Source organism: Streptomyces arenae (assembly GCF_022343545.1).
In the GTDB taxonomy this organism is placed as follows: Bacteria; Actinomycetota; Actinomycetes; order Streptomycetales; family Streptomycetaceae; genus Streptomyces; species Streptomyces humi.
On the sequence record NZ_JAKQYH010000015.1, the window covers coordinates 1 to 15,999 of the forward strand.

16 protein-coding genes are annotated in these 15,999 nt (G+C 71.2%); 6 read left to right on the forward strand and 10 right to left on the reverse strand.

Annotated elements, in window-relative coordinates; genetic code table 11:
* The 4 genes from MB828_RS08365 to MB828_RS08380 all read left to right on the forward strand — a co-directional run.
* Window positions 1–977: hypothetical protein (locus MB828_RS08365; RefSeq protein WP_301647615.1), on the forward strand; the 977-nt coding region annotated here is incomplete at its 5' end.
* Window positions 978–1,098: 121 nt separating this feature from the next.
* The gene (locus MB828_RS08370) at window positions 1,099–1,506 is read left to right on the forward strand and encodes a VOC family protein (protein WP_133027330.1); all 408 of its coding nucleotides are present in this window, start codon (window positions 1,099–1,101) and stop codon (window positions 1,504–1,506) included.
* 135 nt (window positions 1,507–1,641) lie between these two features.
* A complete protein-coding gene (locus MB828_RS08375) occupies window positions 1,642–2,718 on the forward strand; it encodes an LOG family protein (protein WP_301647624.1) in 1,077 nt (358 codons plus the stop codon).
* Window positions 2,719–2,856: 138 nt separating this feature from the next.
* On the forward strand, window positions 2,857–3,588 hold the full coding sequence (locus tag MB828_RS08380) for an LAETG motif-containing sortase-dependent surface protein (protein ID WP_301647616.1): 732 nt from the start codon (window positions 2,857–2,859) through the stop codon (window positions 3,586–3,588).
* Between the two features lie 118 nt (window positions 3,589–3,706).
* On the opposite strand, the gene MB828_RS08385 is transcribed toward MB828_RS08380, so the two are convergent.
* The 6 genes from MB828_RS08385 to MB828_RS08410 all read right to left on the reverse strand — a co-directional run bounded on the left by MB828_RS08385 (window position 3,707) and on the right by MB828_RS08410 (window position 11,367).
* Window positions 3,707–4,732 carry an ABC transporter ATP-binding protein gene (locus MB828_RS08385; RefSeq protein WP_301647617.1) on the reverse strand — a complete coding sequence of 342 codons (1,026 nt, stop codon included), beginning with the start codon at window positions 4,730–4,732 and terminating at the stop codon, window positions 3,707–3,709.
* Window positions 4,732–6,330, reverse strand: coding sequence for an ABC transporter permease (locus tag MB828_RS08390; RefSeq protein ID WP_301647625.1), 1,599 nt, complete (start codon window positions 6,328–6,330; stop codon window positions 4,732–4,734). Before MB828_RS08390 ends, MB828_RS08385 begins: the two co-directional genes overlap by 1 nt.
* An 80-nt stretch (window positions 6,331–6,410) precedes the next feature.
* Window positions 6,411–7,484, reverse strand: a complete 1,074-nt coding sequence (locus MB828_RS08395) for a thiamine ABC transporter substrate-binding protein (protein WP_301647618.1) — start codon at window positions 7,482–7,484, stop codon at window positions 6,411–6,413.
* A gap of 208 nt (window positions 7,485–7,692) precedes the next feature.
* Window positions 7,693–8,799: a 23S rRNA (adenine(2503)-C(2))-methyltransferase RlmN gene (gene rlmN / locus MB828_RS08400; protein WP_046727848.1), complete on the reverse strand. Its 1,107-nt coding sequence runs from the start codon at window positions 8,797–8,799 to the stop codon at window positions 7,693–7,695.
* Between the two features lie 61 nt (window positions 8,800–8,860).
* Complete coding sequence (locus MB828_RS08405) at window positions 8,861–10,105, reverse strand: cytochrome P450 (protein ID WP_301647619.1); 1,245 nt, start codon at window positions 10,103–10,105, stop codon at window positions 8,861–8,863.
* Window positions 10,106–10,362: 257 nt separating this feature from the next.
* Window positions 10,363–11,367, reverse strand: coding sequence for a phosphatidate cytidylyltransferase (locus MB828_RS08410; protein WP_133027322.1), 1,005 nt, complete (start codon window positions 11,365–11,367; stop codon window positions 10,363–10,365).
* A gap of 21 nt (window positions 11,368–11,388) precedes the next feature.
* Here MB828_RS08410 and MB828_RS08415 point away from each other — a divergent pair, with 21 nt between their 5' ends.
* Complete coding sequence (locus MB828_RS08415; protein ID WP_301647620.1) at window positions 11,389–11,712, forward strand: hypothetical protein; 324 nt, start codon at window positions 11,389–11,391, stop codon at window positions 11,710–11,712.
* Window positions 11,713–11,771: 59 nt separating this feature from the next.
* Here MB828_RS08415 and frr read toward each other — a convergent pair whose 3' ends face one another.
* The 4 genes from frr to rpsB form a co-directional block, all read right to left on the reverse strand.
* Complete coding sequence (gene frr, locus MB828_RS08420) at window positions 11,772–12,329, reverse strand: ribosome recycling factor (RefSeq protein ID WP_046727856.1); 558 nt, start codon at window positions 12,327–12,329, stop codon at window positions 11,772–11,774.
* 145 nt (window positions 12,330–12,474) lie between these two features.
* Window positions 12,475–13,233, reverse strand: a complete 759-nt coding sequence (pyrH, locus tag MB828_RS08425; RefSeq protein WP_301647621.1) for a UMP kinase — start codon at window positions 13,231–13,233, stop codon at window positions 12,475–12,477.
* Window positions 13,234–13,441: 208 nt separating this feature from the next.
* Window positions 13,442–14,278, reverse strand: a complete 837-nt coding sequence (gene tsf, locus MB828_RS08430; protein ID WP_133027320.1) for a translation elongation factor Ts — start codon at window positions 14,276–14,278, stop codon at window positions 13,442–13,444.
* 133 nt (window positions 14,279–14,411) lie between these two features.
* A complete protein-coding gene (gene rpsB / locus MB828_RS08435; RefSeq protein WP_301647622.1) occupies window positions 14,412–15,314 on the reverse strand; it encodes a 30S ribosomal protein S2 in 903 nt (300 codons plus the stop codon).
* A 271-nt stretch (window positions 15,315–15,585) separates the two neighbouring features.
* Here rpsB and MB828_RS08440 point away from each other — a divergent pair.
* A partial coding sequence (locus tag MB828_RS08440; RefSeq protein WP_301647623.1) for a M23 family metallopeptidase occupies window positions 15,586–15,999 on the forward strand: 414 nt, incomplete at its 3' end.

A 15,999-nucleotide genomic window follows, 5' to 3' on the forward strand; every position in this document is an offset into this window, starting at 1 on the left:
GCGCCCTCCCCACGACGGGCCTCCGCCTCACCACGAACACCAGCCCCCCGACGACCACCCACCCCACCACAGCCCCCAGCCCCACCGACCACCCCGCACCCGACACCGAGCCGCCCCACCACCCCGCACCCGACACCGAGCCGCCCCACCACCCCGCACCCGACACCGAGCCGCCCCACCACCCCGCGGACGCCACCGCGCCGTTCCGCCATTTCGCGTACGACACCCAGTCCTCTCGTCATCCCGCGGGCGGTGTCCAGCCCTCTCGTCATCCCGCGGGCAGTCGTGCCGCTGGGGCGGCACGGGTGGGCGCGGACGGTGCCCTGCCGGTGCCGGTGAGCGAAACCCCGCCCACACCGGCCGCAACCGACCCGGCCCCCACCGGCCTCCCCTGGGCCGTCGCCGTCGTCGCCGCGGGCCTCGGCATGGAGTCGTACGCCGGCGTCACCGAGACCACCATCCGCACCGCCCTCCCCGGCGGCCTGGCCACCGGCCCCGTCGGCGTCCTGGTCGGCTGGTCGCTCACCGCCCTCGGCCTGGTCCTCGCCGCCCCCGCCCTCACCCACCTGTGCGGCCGTCTCCTCCAGGCCGTCCGCCCCGGCGCCCTCCGCCTCCTGGCCGGCCGCGTCCTGATGGCGGAGGCCACCCGGATCGGCCGCCCCCTCGGCGTCGTCTGCGCCGTGGCGTCCGCGGTCTTCGCGACGACCACCCTGCACGGCGGCCACCGGCCCGCCGCCGGCCCGCTCACCGTCCTCGGCGGCCTCGTGGTCGCCGGCTGCTCGGTGGCCACGCTCCTCACCGCCGCCGCGGAGGCCCGCCAGTCCCGCGCCGGCACCACCGAGGCGCTGCTCCGCCTCGGCGCCCCGGTGACGCTGCTGCGCGGCGCGGCGGCCCTGCGTACCGGCGCCCTGCTGGCCCTCTTCGGCCCCCTCACCCTGCTGGTGGCCGACCTCGCCGCCCTGCCCCTGGTCCGCTGAGCGGTCCCGGGAGATCCCCCGCACAGAATTCACCGCACAGAAGTGCGGACCGACCGATTACTTTCACGGCGCCCGCCGGTCTACCCCCCGAACAGCACGACACCCGAGGGAGAGAGACCCCATGTACCAGCAGATGATCTTCGTGAACCTGGCCACCGACGACGTCGCCGCGTCGCGGAAGTTCTTCACGGAACTCGGCTACTCGATCAACCCGCAGTTCAGCAACGACGACTGCTCCTGCGTCGTGATCAGCGACACGATCATCGCGATGCTGCTGAGCAAGCAGCGCTACGCCGACTTCACGAAGAAGGAGATCGCCGATTCGACGAAGACCAGCGAGGTGCTGATCTGTCTGAGCGCGGAGAGCCGCGCGAAGGTCGACGAGCTGGTGGAGAAGGCCGTCGCAGCCGGTGGCACGGCGAACGACGACGTCCAGGACCAGGGCTTCATGTACGGCCGTTCCTTCGAGGACCTGGACGGCCACAGCTGGGAGGTCGTGTGGATGGACCCGGCGGCGGTCCAGGGCTGACCTCTTCGACACGAACAGCTGTGCCAGCATGGGCGGGTGCATCCGACACCCGCCCAGCCGCAGTCCGCGGACCCGCAGTCCCCAGACCCGCAGTCCGCGGACCCGCAGCCGAACCGCGCCGCCCGTGACCGCGAGATCGAGTCGCTCGCCGAGTTCGACGAGGTCGTCGCCGAGCACGGCACGCTCGCCCAGTACCGCGTCCAGGCCGTCGACCTGACGGACCGTACGGACGTCCTGCTCACCACCGACACCACCGGCGCCGTCTTCCTCGGCTGCCCGATGTCGGCCGAGGCCGCGGCCCGGGTCGGCGCCTCGGGCGCGCTGGTGTTCCCGCCCGTGCCGGACCTCCCCTTCGATCCGTACCGCGCCTTCGCCTACACGCCGGACGAGTTGTTCGAGTCGCTCGCCCAGGGCTACGAGGCCACCCCGGACGCCCGTTCGTACGCGTGGTTCCAGCGGACCGGGACGGACGGCGACATATTCGCCTCGATGCTGCGCTCGATCCACGACGACGCGGTCTCCGACGCGCTCGACGAACTCCTCGCCGAGGCGCGGGTGGTGGGCGTGATGGGCGGGCACGCGATGGCGCGCGGCACGGCCGAGTACGCCGGTGCCGCCCGGCTCGGCCGGGAACTCGCGCGCGCCGGGTACACCGTGGCGACCGGCGGCGGCCCGGGCGCGATGGAGGCGGCGAACCTCGGCGCGTACGCGGCCCCCTTCGACGACGGAATGCTCGACGAGGCCCTGGAACTGCTCGCCAAGGCCCCGTCGTTCCGGCCCTCGGTCACCGACTGGGCGCGGGCCGCCTTCGAGGTGCGCGGGCGCTGGCCGGACGGCGGCTCCTCGGTGGGCATCCCCACCTGGTTCTACGGCCACGAACCGCCGAACGCCTTCGCCTCGCACATCGCCAAGTACTTCGCCAACGCCACCCGCGAGGACGGCCTGCTGGCCCGTTCCAACGCCGGTGTGGTGTTCCTGCCGGGCGCGGCCGGGACCGTACAGGAGATCTTCGACAACGCCACGCCCAACTACTACGAGTCGCGGGGCGAGCCGACCCCGATGGTGCTCGTGGACGAGGCGCACTGGAGCGAGCGGCTGCCCGCCTGGCAGTTGCTGACCGCGCTGGCAGGGGAACGGTCGATGGCGTCCCGTATCGCCCTCGTTGACCGGATCGAGCAAGCTTCACAAGCGCTGAAACGTCTCAGCGCTTAATAAGCGAGTAAAGTCAACACCCGTGGACCGCATATGCATTGACACTGCTTATGGAGCGCTTATAGACCTGTGAGCCTCCTGGGGAGACCGATGCCTCACCTCACCGTTGCGTCAACTCTCCGCAAACCCCCCGCAGTTATGCACTCAGTAAGGACAAACGTGTCCATATCCCGCCGCAGTGCACGTCGTTCCGTGCGCATCCTGGGTGTTGCCTCCGCGTCGGCCGCGCTGGTCCTGGGCGTCTCCAGCAACGCCCTCGCGTGCAACATCAAAGAGTTCTCCGCCGAAGCCACCTGCGACGGCTCCAACGGTGTCATCACGGTCACCGACCAGGACGCCACCGGTACTCCGGCCACCATCACCGTCTTCCTCGAGAACAACGGCGCCGACGCGAAGCAGGTCGGCGAGGCCCAGACCGTGAAGGGCTCCAAGGAAGGCACGAAGGTCACCTTCTCCGAGGACTGGGCGCCCAACGCGACGTACCGCGTCCGCGTCAAGGTCGACAGCGGCAAGACCCAGATCGACACGGACATCACGCCGAACCTGACGACCTCGTCGACCGCGTGCAAGTCCGAGGAGAGCGCCAGCCCCTCGCCGTCGGAGTCGGCCACCCCGTCGCCGTCGGCGTCCGAGTCCACGCCGGCCGAGTCGGACTCCCCGGCCCCGTCGGCCACCGAGAGCAGCAGCACCGCTCCGGCCGGGACGTCGGACAACGCCCCGTCCCCGGCGGTCGGTGAGTCCAACCTCGCCGAGACCGGTGCCAACTCCAACACCGGCCTGATCGCCGGTATCGCCGGCGCGCTCGTCCTGGCCGGCGGCGGAGCCGTCTGGTTCGGCATGCGCCGTCGTGGCGCCCACAGCGGAAACTGACCCCGCCGCTTCACCCGCACAGCACCACCGAGGCCCGCCCCCGTTCCCCCGGGGACGGGCCTCGGTCGTACTCCACAGGGCCGCCGTGCTCGGCGGGGCCGCCGTGTTCCGCGGGCCGTCAGTCCAGTACGACGGTTTCCGTCGCGTCGAACTCGACGCCCACCGTGTCCCCGGCCTCCGGCGCCCGCCTGAGCGCGCAGGCCGCCTCCAGGCGCGGACCGCCGTCCTCGGGCTGGAGATGGACGGTGACATGGGTGCCCTGGAAGGTCCGGGCGGCCACCGTGCAGCGCAGCCCCACGTCGGCGGCGACGAGCCGCACGCCCGCGGGCCGCACCAGCAGCGTCCGACTCCCCTGCCCCGAACCCTCCGGCACCGGCAGCTTGCCCCACGGCGTCACCGCGGCCGCGCCCTCGACGGTCGCCGGGACCACGTTGCCGAAGCCGAGGAAGCGGGCCACGAACTCGTCGGCGGGCCGCTGCCAGACGTCCAGCGGCGTACCGGACTGGGCGATCCGCCCGTCCCGCATCACCACCACCCGGTCGGCCAGCGCGAACGCCTCCCCCTGGTCGTGCGTCACCGCCAGCACCGTCGTCCCCAACCGCCCGAACAGCTCCCGGAGTTCGACCACCAGCCGCTCCCGCAGCGAGCGGTCGAGCTGCCCGAGCGGTTCGTCGAGCATCAGCAGCCGCGGCCGGGGTGCCAGCGCCCGGGCGAGCGCCACCCGCTGCTGCTCACCACCCGACAGTCCGGCCACCGCCCGCCGCGCGGCCCCCGGCAGCCCCACCAGCTCCAGCAACTCCCCCACCCGCGCCGCCTGCTGCTCCTTGCCGGCACCGCGCATCCGGAGCCCGAAGGCCACGTTCCCGCCCACGTCCCGCTGCGGGAACAGCTGGTGGTCCTGGAACATCAGCCCGACCCCGCGCTGATGCGCCGGCACCCGCGCCTGGTCCTGGCCGCCGAGCAACACCCGTCCGGCACCCAGCGGTTGCAGCCCGGCCACCGCCCGCAGCAGCGTCGACTTGCCGCTCCCGCTGGGCCCGAGCACACACACCACCTCGTGCTCGTCGACCGTCAGGTCCACCGCGTCGAGCACGGCCCGCGCGCCGAACCGCACGGTGGCCGCGTCCAGTTCCAGCAGCGGCATCAGAACTCCCCCGTCCGGTCGGTCCGCAGCCGTTCGAGAACCAGCAACGCCACCGCGCACACCACCATCAGAATCGTGGAAAGGGCCATCGCCTGGCCGTAGTTGAGGTCACCGGGACGGGACAGCAGCCGGGCCACCGCGACCGGCAGCGTCGGGTTGTCGGGCCGGGCGATGAACACGGTCGCCCCGAACTCGCCCAGGGACACGGCGAAGGCGAAGCCCGCCGCGATCAGCAGCGCCCGTCGCACCATCGGCAGGTCGACCTCCCGCCACACCCGCCACGGCGAGGCGCCGAGCACGGCCGCCGCCTCCCGCAGCCGCCCGTCCACGGCCCGCAGCACCGGCAGCATGGTCCGTACCACGAAGGGCACCCCGACCAGCGCCTGCGCGAGCGGCACCAGGATCCAGGACTGCCGCAGCTCCAGCGGTGGCTTGTCCAGCGCGATCAGGAACCCGAAGCCGACGGTCACCGCCGACACCCCGAGCGGCAGCATCAGGAGCGCGTCGAACCCCCGTACCAGACGTCCCGCGTCCCGCCGGGCCAGCGCGGCGGCGGCGAGCCCGCCGACCAGCACCGCGAATGCGGTGGCGACGACCGCGTACTCCAGCGAGTTCACGACCGACTCGATCGGCGCGACCAGGAAGGTGCCGCCGTCGGCGTCGCCGAGCGCCCGGTAGTAGCCCAGGCCGCCGTCGAAGGACCGGCGCACCAGCACCGCCAGCGGCAGCAGCAGGAGCACGGCGACGGTGGCGAGGACTCCGGTGAGCAGCGCCCACTGTCCGGCCCCGCGTGGCCGGCGTGCCGTCACCGACGGGTCCACCAGCCGCAGCGCGCTCTCCCGGCGCCGTACCGTCCACGCGTGCACGGCGAGGATCGCGCCGACCGCCACGAACTGCACGAGGGTCAGGACGGCGGCCGTGGAGAGGTCGAAGATCTCGGAGGTCTGGCGGTAGATCTCCACCTCGAGGGTGGCGAAGGTGGGCCCGCCGAGGATCTGCACCACCCCGAAGGAGGTGAAGGTGAACAGGAAGACCATCAGCGCGGCGGCCGCCACGGCGGGCGCCAGCGCGGGCAGCGTGACCTTCCGCCAGGCGGCCGCCGGCGAGGCGCCGAGCATCCGCGCGGCCTCCTCCTGGCGGGGGTCGAGCTGGGACCAGAGCCCGCCCACGGTCCGTACGACCACCGCGTAGTTGAAGAAGACGTGCGCCAGCAGGATGGCCCAGACGGTGGTGTCGAGCCGTACGCCCCACAACTCGTCCAGCAGGCCGCCCCGTCCGACGAGCGCGAGGAAGGCGGTGCCCACCACGACCGTCGGCAGCACGAAGGGGACCGTCACCACGGCCCGCAGCACCTGCCTGCCCGGGAAGTCGAGGCGGGCGAAGACGTACGCGGCGGGCAGCGCCACCAGCAGGGTGAGCGCGGTCGAGGCGAGCGCCTGCCAGGTGGTGAACCACAGCACATGCCGGATGTCGGACTGCCCGACGACATCGGCGATCCGCCCGAACCGCCAGCCCCCGTCGGTCTTCAGGCCCCGGGTGACGATCGCGGCGACCGGCCAGGCGAAGAAGACGGCGAAGAACGCGACGGGCCCGAGCATCAGCCCGAGCCGCACCACGCCCGCCCGCCGCCCGGCCGCTCCAGCCGCTTTGGCCACCGTTTCGGCGGCTGCCTCAGCGGCTACTTCAGTACGAGTGACGTCCACGTCTTGACCCACTGGTCACGGTTGGCGGCGATCTTGTCGGGCGCCATGGTCGCGGGATCCTGCGCGGCAGGACCGTACTTCGTGAACTCGGCGGGCACCGCCGCCCCCTTGACCACCGGGTACACGAACATGTTGAGCGGCATGTCCTGCTGGAACTCCTTGGAGACCAGGAAGTCGATGAGCGCCTTGCCGCCCTTGGTGTTCCCCGCGTTGCTCAGCAGCCCGGCGAACTCGATCTGCCGGAAGCAGGTGCCGGTCGCGACTCCGGTGGGCGCGGTGCTGGGCTTCGGGTCGGCGTAGATGACCTCGGCGGGCGGCGAGGAGGCGTACGACACGACGAGCGGCCGGTCCCCCTTGGCCTTCCTGCCGCCGGCCGAACCGGAGAACTCCTCGTTGTAGGCCTGCTCCCAGCCGTCGACGACCTTGACGCCGTTGGCCTTGAGCTTCTTCCAGTAGTCCGGCCAGCCGGCGTCCCCGTACCGCGCGGCGGAGCCCAGCAGGAAACCGAGCCCCGGCGAGGAGGTGGCCGCGTTCTCGGTGACGAGGAGGTTCTTGTACTCCGGCTTGACCAGGTCGGCGTAGGACGTGGGCGGGTTCAGCTTGTGCTCGCTGAAGTAGGCCTTGTCGTAGTTGACGCAGATGTCGCCGTAGTCGATGGGCGTGACCCGGTGCTTGGCGGCGTCGAGCTGGTACGCGGTGCCGACCTGGTCCAGCCCCTTCGCCCGGTACGGCTGGAAGAGGCCGTTGTCGAGGGCCCTGGACAACAGGGTGTTGTCGACGCCGAAGAAGACGTCGCCCTGCGGGTTGTCCTTGGTCAGGATCGCCTTGTTGACGGCCTGCCCGGCGTCGCCGTCCTTGAGGACCTTCACCTGGTAGCCGGACTGCTTCTCGAAGTCCTTGAGGACGTTCTTGGAGACGGCCCACGAGTCGTGGCTGACCAGGGTGACGGTCTTGGAGTCGGCGGCGCTGCCGGAACTGCCCGACCCGCACGCGGACAGCGTGACGAGACCGAGCCCTACGGCCGCGGCCAAGAAGGTCTTGGTGTGCACTGGTGTTTTCCTCCTGGGGTTGACCAGGAAGAGACGCGGCCCCGCCCAGCGAAAAGAACTGGGCAGGGCGCAACAGCTTGAGTGATGACCGAACTTCCTACCCAGAATGACCTGGGCGAGGTTCAGAGGGTCTGCGGCCCGGTTGCCGCACTCTCAGCGCTGTGGCGCTCCCCTGTCGGAATATGAAGATGTGAGTACGGCCCTCAGATTACCGCTCGGTGGCCGCGAGCTGACCACAGGCACCGTCGATCTCCTGACCACGGGTGTCCCGTACGGTGACGGGCACACCGTGCGCGGCGATCGCCTCGACGAACGCCTTCTCGTCCTCGGGCCGCGACGCGGTCCACTTGGAGCCCGGGGTGGGGTTCAGCGGGATGAGGTTGACGTGCACGGGCTTGCCCCTGAGCAGCCGGCCGAGCCGGTCACCGCGCCACGCCTGGTCGTTGATGTCACGGATGAGCGCGTACTCGATGGAGAGCCGCCGCCCGCTCTTCTCGACGTAGTCGAAACCGGCGTCCAGGACCTCGCGCACCTTCCACCGGGTGTTGACCGGGACGAGGGTGTCACGCAGTTCGTCGTCGGGGGCGTGCAGGGAGATCGCGAGCCGGCATTTGAAGCCCTCGTCGGCGAACCGGTGGATGGCCGGTACGAGTCCGACGGTGGAGACGGTGATCCCGCGCTGCGAGAGACCCAGTCCGTCCGGGGCGGGGTCGGTGAGCGCCCGGATGGCGCCGACCACCCGCTTGTAGTTGGCGAGCGGCTCGCCCATCCCCATGAAGACGATGTTGGAGAGCCGCGCCGGGCCCCCGGGGACCTCGCCGTCCCGCAGCGCCCGCATGCCGTCCACGATCTGGTGGACGATCTCGGCGGTGGACAGGTTCCGGTCCAGACCCGCCTGCCCGGTCGCGCAGAACGGGCAGTTCATCCCGCATCCCGCCTGCGAGCTGATGCACATGGTGACCCGGTCCGGGTAGCGCATCAGCACCGACTCGACGAGCGTGCCGTCGAAGAGCCGCCACAGCGTCTTACGGGTGGTGCCCTCGTCCGTCGACAGATGCCGTACGACCGACATCAGCTCCGGGAAGAGCGCCTCCCGCAGCTTCTCCCGGGAGCCGGCCGGGATGTCCGTCCACTGCTCGGGGTCGTGCGCGTACCGCGCGAAGTAGTGCTGCGAGAGCTGTTTGGCACGGAACGGCTTCTCCCCGGCCTCGGCCACCGCGTCCTTGCGCTCGGCGGGCGAGAGGTCGGCGAGATGCCGCGGCGGCTTCTTGGCTCCGCGCGGGGCGACGAAAGTGAGTTCTCCGGGCTTAGGCATAGCTCAACCAGTGTCGCAGATCCACACGGGTGGCCCTGCCGCCCGGCTTGAGGGGGCTGGGTCACCAGGTGACGGGCAGGGTGCGGGGGCCGCGGATCAGGCCCTGGCGCTGGAACTCGACCTGCTCGGGAGGGACGGCCAGGCGGATGCCGGGGAAGCGGGTCAGGATCGAGGCGATCAGCACCTCGGCCTCCATCCGGGCCATGATCGCTGCCATGCAGTGGTGGGGGCCGTGCCCGAACGCCAGGTGGGGGCCGTCCGTGCGGTCGAAGTCCAGGTCGTCGGGGTCGGCGAAGACCGCGGGGTCGCGGTTGGCGGAGACGTACGCGTTGTAGACGACCTCGCCCGCCCGGATCAGCTGGCCGCCCACCTCGACGTCCTGGACGGCGACCCGCGGGATGCCGACGCCGTTGCGGTGCGGGACGTAGCGGAACAGTTCGTCGACGGCCTTGGGCAGCAGTTCCGGCTCCCGGCGCAGCCGGTCCAGGTGTCTGGGGTGGGTGAGCAGCGCATACATCATCGAGCCGCTGTTGTTGCGGACCGCGTGGCCGCCGCTGACCTGGATGGCGGTGGCCAGGGAGATCGCCTCGTCGTCGGTGATCTCGCCGGCCTCGGTGGCCTGGGCCAGCACCCCGGCGAGGTCCTCGCGGGGCTCCTCGCGGCGGCTCCGGAGCAGTTCGGCGATCCGGGCCCGGGTGTCCCGGGCGGCCTGCCGGGCGCGCTGCTCGGAGTCGGCGCCGGCGGACAGCAGGGCCTCGCCGGTCGCCGCCCAGCGGTGCCAGTCCTTCTCGTCGACGCCGAGGAAGTCACGGATCACGGCGATCGGGAACGGTCCGTGCAGGTGCTCCATGAGGTCGGCGGGCGGACCCGCCGCCTCCATCGTGTCGAGCAGTTCGGCGGCCCGGCGTTCCGCCATCGGCCGCAGCCGCTGCATGGCCCGCCCGGTGAAGGCCCGGGCGACGACCCGGCGCAGCCGGTTGTGCCGGGGCGGGTCGATGTACTGGAGGCCGGCCGTCTGCGAGGCCACCGGCTCCGGACGCATGCTGGTGACGTCGCGGCCGACGACCTGTTCCCGGGAGAACCGGGGGTCGGAGGTGACGAAGCGGACGTCCTCGTACCGGGTGACCAGCCAGGCGTGGCCCTCGCCGTGCGCAAGCCTGATCCGGGTGACCGGCTCCTCGCGCAGCAGCTCGTCCAGGAACGGGTCGGGGTCGAGCGCGGGCAGGTCGTCGACGGGCCAGAACCGCACCGGCGGAGGCGTCGGGACCGGGGACGGGGTGGCGGCCGGGGCCGGGTCGAGGGGCATGGGCAGACTCCCTGCACGTCGGAGGACACGGCGTCCTCACAGGGAGTCTCCCTCCGGCCCGCACGACCCTGCGATTTCTGGTGCGGCATCCGGGGGCGGACATGCCGGTGGGCCCACGCCCTGCGAAGGACGGGGCCCACCTGTGACAGTCGTACGGCAGCCGGTGAGGCGACGGCCGGTGAGGCGGCGGCCGGTGGTACGACCGCCGGTGCCGGAGCCGGGGCCCGTGCCGGAGCCGGGGCCCGCGCCGGGCTGCCTCAGCCGCTGCCGACGAACAGCACCATCAGCAGCCAGACCACCGGCGCGGTCGGCAGCAGCGAGTCCAGCCGGTCCATGATGCCGCCGTGGCCCGGCAGCAGCGTGCCCATGTCCTTGATGCCCAGGTCGCGCTTGATCATGGACTCGCCGAGGTCGCCGAGCGTGGCGCTGGCCGCGACCGCGAGGCCCAGCACCAGGCCCTGCCACCAGGTGCCGTCGTCGATCAGGAACTGCATGCACAGCGCGCCCGCGACCATGGCGAACAGCACCGCTCCCACCAGGCCCTCGCGAGTCTTGCCGGGGCTGATCCGCGGGGCGAGCTTGTGGGTGCCGAAGCGCCAGCCGACCGCGTAGGCACCGGTGTCGCTGACCACCGTGAGGAGCAGGAAGGTCATGACCCTCAGGGGGCCGTCCTCGGCGGTGAGCATCATCGCCACGAACGTGGCCAGGAACGGGACGTAGAACGCCGCGAAGAGACCCGCCGTGACGTCCTTGAGGTAGCCCTCCGGCGGTTCCGTCATCCGCCAGACCAGGACGGCGAGTCCGGTGAGCGCCAGTGCCACCCAGGCGCCCTCCGCACCGCGCGCGTAGCCGGCGACGACCATCGCCGCGCCGCCGAGCGCGAGCGGGACCAGGGGCGCCTTGATGCCCTTGCGCTCCTGGAGCCTGCTGGTCAGCTCCCACAGGCCCACCACGACCGCGACCGCCACCACGCCGACGAAGACGGCCTTGACGACGAACAGGGAGGCCACGATCACGACGCCCAGTCCGACGCCGACCCCTATGGCCGCGCCCAGGTCGCGTCCCGCGCTCTTCTTCTGCGGCGCGGGCGCCGGCTGCGGGGCGTCGGGCATGGGCTCCGGATTCTGCGGCGCGGCCGCGTGGGGCAGGGGCTGCGCCGACGGGGTGTCGTTGCGGAACAAGGGACCGCTCAGCCGAGCGGCCCCCCGGTCGTCGTCCTGGTCTCCGCCGTACGCGGGTCCGTCGTCGGACACGATGGGCATGGGGCGAGTCTGCTGCGCGTCATGCGCATCGTACGCGGGACCCGCCGGGGCGGCTCCCTGGACGTGCCCCGGGCCGTAGCCGTGGCCTCGGCCGTGGTCGTAGCCCTGCCCGGAGCCGTGGCCGTACCCCTGCCCGGTGCCGTCGACGGGACCGGGGGCGTACCCCTGACCAGTGCCGTCGGCGGCACCATGGCCGTACCCCTGGCCGGTGCCCTCGGCGGCACCATGGCCGTACCCCTGCCCGGTGCCCTCGGCGGCACCATGGCCGTACCCCTGCCCGGTGCCGTCGGCGTACCCCTGGCCGGTGCCCTGATCGGTCGGCCGCCAGTACCCGGCCGGTGCTGATCCGGCCTGCCCGGCCTGCGGCCCGGCGGGTGGCGGGGCTCCCCAGGATGAGTCGTTCATCAGACTTCGAGAAGCTCCGCTTCCTTGTGCTTGAGGAGCTCGTCCACCTGCGCGACGTACTTGTGCGTGGTGTCGTCGAGCTCCTTCTCCCCGCGGCGGCCCTCGTCCTCGCCGACCTCGCCGTCCTTGACGAGCTTGTCGATGGCCTCCTTGGCCTTGCGGCGCACGGAGCGGATCGACACCCGGGAGTCCTCGGCCTTGCTCTTGGCGACCTTGATGTAGTCGCGGCGGCGCTCCTCGGTGAGCTCGGGGAACACCACCCGGATGATGTTGCCGTCGTTGCTCGGGTTGACGCCCAGGTCCGAGTCGCGGATGGCCTGCTCGATGTTGCGCAGGGCCGTCTTGTCGAACGGGGTCACGACCGCCATGCGCGGTTCCGGCACGGAGAACGAGGCCAGCTGGTTGATCGGCGTCGGCGCGCCGTAGTAGTCGGCCACGATCTTGTTGAACATCGCCGGGTGCGCACGCCCGGTGCGGATCGCGGCGAAGTCCTCCTTGGCGACCACGACGGCCTTCTCCATCTTCTCCTCGGCCTCGAGGAGGGTCTCTTCGATCACCACTTGCTCCTGCGTGTCTTGAGTAAGGCCCGGCTGCGGTTCCGTTGCGGGGCGGCGGCCGGCTGCGTCCCGTCTTCTTCCTGCACGGTTCCCGACCGGCCGGACATTGTCCATCCCCCGGTCAGGGTCCGTCAGGCGTTGCCGGTCAGGCCCGGCCGCCCTGGTCACCCACCAACGTGCCGATCTTCTCACCCTTGACGGCCCGCGCGATATTGCCCTCGGCGAGCAGCTCGAAGACCAGGATCGGGAGCTTGTTGTCCCGGCAGAGCGTGATCGCGGTGGCGTCGGCGACCTTGAGTTCGCGGGTGATGACCTCGCCGTAGCCGAGGGCGTCGAACTTGACGGCGTCGGGGTTGGTCTTGGGGTCGGAGTCGTAGACCCCGTCCACCCCGTTCTTGCCCATGAGCAGCGCCTCGGCGTCGATCTCCAGGGCGCGCTGGGCGGCGGTGGTGTCGGTGGAGAAGTACGGCATGCCCATTCCGGCGCCGAAGATGACCACGCGGCCCTTCTCCAGGTGGCGCACGGCCCGCAGCGGGATGTACGGCTCGGCGACCTGTCCCATGGTGATGGCGGTCTGCACGCGCGAGTCGATGCCCTCCTTCTCCAGGAAGTCCTGGAGGGCGAGGCAGTTCATCACGGTGCCGAGCATGCCCATGTAGTCGGAGCGGGCCCGGTCCATGCCGCGCTGCTGGAGTTCGGCGCCGCGGAAGAAGTTGCCGCCGCCGATGACGACCGCGATCTCGGCACCGTCACGGACGACGGCCGCGATCTCGCGGGCGATCTTGTGCACCACGTCGGGGTCGACCCCCAGGCCCCCGCCACCGGAGAAGGCCTCACCGGACAGCTTCAGCAGAAACCGGCCGTGTACTTTGCCGTCGTCGCTCTTCTGGGCCTTGGTGGTCATGGAGATCCCGCCTCTTTCACGTGGTGCACATACGAAGAAGGCCATTGCCGGTGGGGTCGCTTTTCGCTGCCCATGCGCGGCAATGGCCTCCTCGTCAGATCTGCTGCCGTCCCTCACGACCCTGGCTGTGGCCGGGTACCCGGACGGCTGCTGTCGACCGACCCTACCGGGATTTCCCCGTGGGTCGCGCGTCGATCGGGGTACGGACTCAGATGCCGACCTTGATGCGCGTGAAGCGCTTCAGGGTGACACCGGCCTCGTCCAGGACCTTCTTGACCGACTTCTTGTTGTCGAGCGCGTACGGCTGGCCGAGCAGCGTGGCGTCCTTGAAGAAGCCGTTCAGACGACCCTCGACGATCTTGGCGATCGCGGCCTCGGGCTTGCCCTCGGCGCGGGTGGTCTCCTCGGCGATCCGGCGCTCGGACTCGACGACCTCGGCCGGCACGTCCTCCTGGGCGAGGTACTTCGGCGCGAAGGCGGCGATGTGCTGGGCGACGCCCTTGGCGATGTCCGCGTTCGGCTTGTCCAGCTCGACGAGGACACCGATCTGCGGGGGCAGGTCGGGCATCGTGCGGTGCATGTACGCGAGCACGAAGCCGTCGGAGAACTGCGCGAAGCGGTCCAGGACGATCTTCTCGCCGAGGTTGGCGTTGGCCTCGTCGACGTACGCCTGGACGGTCTTGCCGGGCTCGATCTCGGAGGCGAGCAGCGCCTCCAGGTCGGCCGGGGAGGTCTTGGCGACGTGCTCGGCGATGGTGTTGGCCACAGCCTGGAACTTCTCGCCCTTGGCGACGAAGTCCGTCTCGCACTTCAGCTCGACGAGGACGCCGGAGGAGTTGTCGTCGGCGATGATCGAGACCACGGCGCCGTTCTCGGCGGAGCGGCCCTCGCGCTTGGCGACGCCCTTCTGGCCCTTGATGCGGAGCGCCTCGACGGCCTTGTCGACGCTGCCCTCGGCCTCGTCCAGCGCCTTCTTGCAGTCCATCATGCCGGCGCCGGTGAGCTCGCGGAGCTTCTTGACGTCAGCGGCGGTGTAGTTCGCCATGAGTCGTTAAGTCTTTCTCGAAGTCGGGAGATCTGCCCGATCCACGATCTACAGGTAGGTGTCGACCGCGAACCTATGGGTGAACGGCGGGGGCGTCCGGGAGGCCGGTGCCCCCGCCGTCGACGCTGACGGGTCAGGCCTGCTCGGCGTCCGCGGCCGGAGCCTCGGCGGTCTCGGCGGCCGGAGCCTCGGCGGCGGGCGCCTCAGCGGCCGGGGCCTCGGCGGCCGGAGCCTCGGCGGGCTTCTCGGCCTCGTCGGCCTTCTTCTCGCCCTCGAGCAGGTCGCGCTCCCACTCGGCCAGCGGCTCGCCCGCGGCCTTCTCGCCCTTGTCGCCGGTGGCGACACGGGAGCGGGAGATGAGACCCTCGGCGACCGCGTCGGCGATCACGCGGGTCAGCAGGGTGACGGAGCGGATCGCGTCGTCGTTGCCGGGGATCTTGTAGTCGACCTCGTCGGGGTCGCAGTTGGTGTCGAGGATCGCGACGACCGGGATGTTCAGCTTCCGGGCCTCACCAACGGCGATGTGCTCCTTCTTGGTGTCCACGATCCAGACGGCGCTGGGCACCTTCTGCATCTCGCGGATACCGCCGAGGGTCTTCTCCAGCTTGGCCTTCTCGCGCGAGAGCACGAGAAGCTCCTTCTTGGTCAGACCGGACGCGGCGACGTCCTCGAAGTCGATCTGCTCGAGCTCCTTGAGGCGCTGCAGACGCTTGTAGACGGTGGAGAAGTTGGTGAGCATGCCGCCCAGCCAGCGCTGGTTGACGTAGGGCATGCCGACGCGGGTGGCCTGCTCGGCGATGGCCTCCTGCGCCTGCTTCTTCGTGCCGACGAACATGACCGTGCCGCCGTGGGCGACGGTCTCCTTGACGAACTCGTAGGCGCGGTCGATGTACGACAGCGACTGGAGCAGGTCGATGATGTAGATGCCGTTGCGCTCGGTGAAGATGAAGCGCTTCATCTTCGGGTTCCAGCGACGGGTCTGGTGACCGAAGTGGACGCCGCTCTCCAGCAGCTCCCGCATCGTGACGACGGCCATGGCCGTATCTCCTTGAATTTCTCGGTTGTGCCGCGGGGGCCGGACGGCTCCCGCGCCTGACGCCCGTGTGCGCTGTGCCGCGAAGGACCGAGAAGCGCTGACACCAGCCTGTGAGGGCCTGATGTCGGGGCGTGCGAAGTCGACCCGGTGGCCCGGATCGCCAGAAGAAGTGTACGGGACCGGCGGGGTGTCGGGTGACGCCGCTGTCCACAACCGGGGAGTGGTCCACAGGTACCGGCCATGATCGGCGTGGCTGCGGGACGGTGTCGGCATGCGACGAACGAGGTGGCGGATGTGGGCGGTGACGGTGTTGCCGCTGGTCCTGGCGGTGGCGGCGGCTGTGGCGCGGGCGGATGTCGGGGCGCCGGCGCCGGTTTCGGTTCCGGCGGTCGCCCGTGCGTGGCCGGTGGGGGTACGACCGCCGGTCCTGCGCGGCTGGGAGCCCCCGGCGTCGGTGTACGGGCCCGGGCACCGGGGAGTCGATCTGGGCGCGGCGCCCGGCGAGCCGGTACGGGCGGTGACGGCCGGCCGGGTCTCCTACGCGGGGCGGGTGGCGGGACGGGGTGTGGTGGCGGTGGAGCTGGCGGGCACGGACCTGCGCACGACGTACGAGCCGGTGCGGGCGACGGTGCGGAAGGGGGAGGAGGTGGCGGCAGGGCAGGTGGTGGGAGTGGTGGAGGGGGCG